Source organism: Microcoleus sp. (assembly GCF_049646505.1).
Taxonomy (GTDB): Bacteria; Cyanobacteriota; Cyanobacteriia; order Cyanobacteriales; family Microcoleaceae; genus Microcoleus.
Genome location: NZ_JBARVX010000516.1, coordinates 1 through 4149 on the forward strand (window position 1 = coordinate 1; position 4149 = coordinate 4149).

Annotated in this window: 3 protein-coding genes; all 3 read left to right on the forward strand. The window is 42.3% G+C overall.

Going from position 1 to position 4149, the window contains the following annotated elements:
* Positions 1–75: 75 nt before the first annotated feature.
* A complete protein-coding gene (locus tag WBA89_RS24540) occupies positions 76–1764 on the forward strand; it encodes a hypothetical protein (RefSeq protein ID WP_424410105.1) in 1689 nt (562 codons plus the stop codon).
* 387 nt (positions 1765–2151) lie between these two features.
* Positions 2152–2850 (forward strand): class I SAM-dependent methyltransferase, encoded by a 699-nt coding sequence (locus WBA89_RS24545; RefSeq protein WP_424410106.1) that lies wholly within the window; start codon positions 2152–2154, stop codon positions 2848–2850.
* Positions 2851–3170: 320 nt separating this feature from the next.
* Positions 3171–3803 (forward strand): 7-carboxy-7-deazaguanine synthase QueE, encoded by a 633-nt coding sequence (locus WBA89_RS24550; protein ID WP_424410108.1) that lies wholly within the window; start codon positions 3171–3173, stop codon positions 3801–3803.
* Positions 3804–4149 lie beyond the last annotated feature (346 nt).

Below are 4149 nucleotides of genomic sequence, written 5' to 3' on the forward strand. Positions count from 1 at the left end.
GTATCCGCTCAATAAGTAGGGGTAGCAGAGAAAAAAAAGTAAGCAGAGTGCACAAAGTGTCATAAAATAGGAGACATGACGCCAAAGATTATTTCACAAGACAAGTCATCCTCCGATTTACTGCAAACCATCGACCCAAAAGGGATTGCAGACGAATCAATGCGTCAGACAGTAGAGATATTACTGAATCTAATAGAGCAATTACAATTAAAAGTCAAAGACTTGGAGTCAGAGAATCAACGGTTGAAAGATGAAAATAACCGATTGAAGGGAGAACAAGGAAAACCAGACATCAAAGCTAACTCCAAAGGATTCAAAAGTCAGCACTCATCAGAAAAAGAACGAAAAACGCCAAAAAAGCACAAAAAGGGCAGTAAAAACGCGACGATTAAAATAGATCGAGAAGAAATACTAGAATATCCGAAAGACCAACTGCCAGCAGATGCAGAATTTAAAGGATACGAACAAGTAATCATCCAAGATATCAGCTTGGCAACCGACAACATATTGTTCCGCAAACAGAAATATTACTCACCCTCAATCAGAAAAACTTATGTAGCAGAATTACCAAGGGGCTACGAAGGAGAATTTGGACCAGGAATCAAAGCCTTAATCATCAGTTTGTACTATGGTGGCAATATGACGCAAGGCAAACTACAAGATTTTTTAGCAGATTTAGGTATTTCCATCTCAGCCGGTTATTTATCCAACCTGTTAATCAAAAACCACTCCAGTTTTGAAACCGAAAAAAAAGAAGTTTATGATTCAGGACTAGCGAGTAGCCCTTGGCAACACTTCGACCAAACTGGTGCGCGTGTAGGTGGAGTAAACCATACCACTAATATCATCTGCAACCCTTTATATACAGTCTACTTTACAACAGCCAATAAAGATAGACTGACGGTACTGAAAGGATTACAGCCCGGACGAGAATTAGAATTTATGCTGAATCCACTCACATTCTCACTAATTCAGGACTTCAAAATCCCGATTAAATGGCAGAATGCTCTCAAGCTATTACCTCAAGAAACGGTGTTGAGTGAGTCACAGTTTAATCACCTACTCAATAAGTATGTACCCAAACTGGGTGTTCAACAAGTTACCCGGATTAGGGAAGCAGCAGCTATTGCGTTCTACCATCAGCAAACAGATTGTCCAGTCGTACAAACTCTTTGTTGTGATGATGCTCCCCAATTTAAGTTAATCACTGCCGATAGAGCGTTATGTTGGGTGCATGAGGGAAGACATTACAAGAAGTTAAGCCCGGTATTCCATTGCCATCAGGTAATTTTAGGGAAATTTATCGAAGATTTTTGGGATTATTATCGGGAATTATTAGCTTACAAAGATGCTCCCAGTCCCGAAGCTGCACTGCTTTTAAGGTCGAAATTTCGGCGGCTTTTTGAAACTCCTTGTGGCTATGAATTGTTGGATGAACGTAAACAATTAACTGCTGCCAAAGTATCGGAGTTGCTCAGGGTTTTAGAGCATCCTGAATTACCTCTGCACAATAATCCGGCTGAGTTAGCTGCCAGAACTATGGTGCAGCGACGTAATATTAGCTATGCAACTCAGACAATTGAGGGTACTCAAGCCTGGGATACTTTTATGTCTCTTGTTGCTACTACTCGTCAGTTGGGAATCAGTTTTTTTGATTATGTCCGTGACCGAATTTCTCAACTTGGAATTATTCCCTCTCTCTCCACTATTATTCGCGAAAAATCTTCTCTTCATCCCTTGGGTTTGTCTTGGCAATTAGAATAACTCCTTCCCCTACTTATTGAGCCGATACTAAAATTTAAGATTTGAAATTAGTAATGACTGATTGTGTCTGGGTTTACAGCTTATCTACAGTGGCATTCTTTTTTGAACTGGTATAACTCCCAGGGTTACACTTGGGGAAGAACGCAGCAATGTCAAAACGCTCCTCTCTCCACTTTTCTGTTGCAGAGCAGCTCGATCGCCTGCGGCTGAGATAAACTGATTGAAAGGTCGATCGCCCGTGAAAGCAAATTACCAGCTTGTCACCGAGAGGGTCATACCGCAAGCTGCAGCCACAGCAAAATAGCTAAAATTAACTCTACCGTATCCGATTTCCAATAACTGCACGCATACAATCTCAAATCAAAAGTCAGCAGCAAGGACAAACCGATGACGAACTCAACTATTGGTCTAGAAAATAAACTTTACGATTATCTATTATCTATTTCCCTGCGGGAACCAGATATTCTCGCTGCACTGCGAGAAGAAACTGCTAAGCATCCTATGGGTATGATGCAAATAGCTCCCGAACAAGGTCAGTTTATGGAGATGCTGGTGCAGCTTATGGGAGCGACAAAAACCTTAGAAGTTGGCGTTTTTACTGGTTATAGCTCCCTGTGCGTAGCCTTAGCGCTACCTCCTAACGGTCAAATTATTGCCTGCGACATCAGCGAGGAATATACTTCTATAGCGCGGCGCTATTGGGAAGCTGCGGGTGTCGCAAACAAAATTTCCTTGCAATTGGGCCCGGCCATAAATACTCTCGACAAACTAATAGCCGAGGGACAAGCAGGAACCTTTGATTTTGCCTTCATCGATGCGGATAAAGAAAATTATGAGGCTTATTTTGAGCGATCGCTCCAACTTGTACGCAATGGCGGTTTAATAGTAATTGACAACGTTCTGTGGTCTGGACGAGTTGCCGATCCTCAAGTACAAGACACAAGTACCCTCGCCCTTCGCAGTTTCAACGACAAATTGCGTAACGATCCGAGAGTTACTCTGAGTGTTGTCCCCATTGCTGACGGACTAACTTTAGCCCTGAAACGCCGCTGGGCGACTATGATGCAGCCGGAACATCAAAATTAAAGAGTTCTAGTTGCTGGGAACTTCATTAAAACTGATATCTTGCACCATTGTCAGCAACGGGCTAGAAGCCCGTTCCACAAAGAGTGAATTTATTGTGGGATGGGCATTCTGCCCGTCCATAAAAAGCTTATTGAGAATGGTGCAACATCTCAGTTAAAACCAAAGAAACCGGGTTTTTATCTGTATTCAAAGCTGCGATACAGTATTTTGGTGAAAAACCCGGTTTCTGCCTACCCCTTTATCTAGAACTATATTAATTACCGACGATCGATTACAACTAATCAAAATCCTCAACAAATATTATTAATTTAAAGTGACAAATGCTGGCATCAAATTTACAAATAAAATTACCGATTCACGAAACTTTTCAGTGCACTGTTCAAGGCGAAGGTTATTGGACAGGTACTTTAGTTGATTTTATTAGATTGGCAGGTTGTCCCGTGGGGTGTCCTTGGTGCGATACCGGCTACGCAAATGGGGGCAAAGATTTGCCATCGGTGCCGCAGTCGATCGCACAATTGCTAGCTCAATTGCAGTCGCCGAGAGTTGTCATTACTGGCGGCGAACCTTTCATCCACCCGAATTTACCGGAGTTAGTTGCAGCATTGTTACAAGCTGACAAACAGGTAAGTATTGAAACTTCTGGCGCCTATTGGCAAGATGTTTCGCCGCTGGCTTGGATTACTCTTTCTCCTAAAGAACACGTCAATCCTAAATATCCGGTACAAGAGCATTTATGGAAGAAAGCCAATGAAATTAAGTTGGTAGTTAGCACGGGCGAAGAAGTTGATTATTACAAAAAATCTTTTGTTGAAGATATGAATGTGCCTGTGTTTTTGCAGCCGGAATGGGAATCGCGCGATCGGGCGATTCCGATTATTTTGGAATTGCTCAAACAGCATCCGAGTTATAGGTTGTCATTGCAAACTCACAAGTTTATTGGCGTGCAATAAACATCCCAAAATACTGTAGGGGCGGATTCACCAACTATCTATGAAACCACAAATAATATCAAATCCGGTAGCATCGGAATGACTCAGATATATATTCTCTCCCTCTGTGTACTCTGTGTACTCTGCGGTTAAATCATTCCAATCCAAACGGAAACGATATAATCTCATAAACCCGCCCTATCCCCGCCATGATTCACATCAACATCTTAGATCAGGTATGTTAGAGAGTCGATGGCAGGGTGTCCCCCACCATCTCTCCTACAAAACCGGGAAGAGCGACTTTCACCGCACACGGCTCCTGAGTGATGTAATCCTGGTTATGGATACAGTATGATCGCATAATGAT

Bases quoted from the DNA above. Each gene is read 5' to 3' on its own strand.
- WBA89_RS24545 (WP_424410106.1), top strand. From the start codon at position 2,152: ATGACGAACTCAACTATTGGTCTAGAAAATAAACTTTACGATTATCTA.
- WBA89_RS24540 (WP_424410105.1), top strand. From the start codon at position 76: ATGACGCCAAAGATTATTTCACAAGACAAGTCATCCTCCGATTTACTG.
- WBA89_RS24550 (WP_424410108.1), top strand. From the start codon at position 3,171: ATGCTGGCATCAAATTTACAAATAAAATTACCGATTCACGAAACTTTT.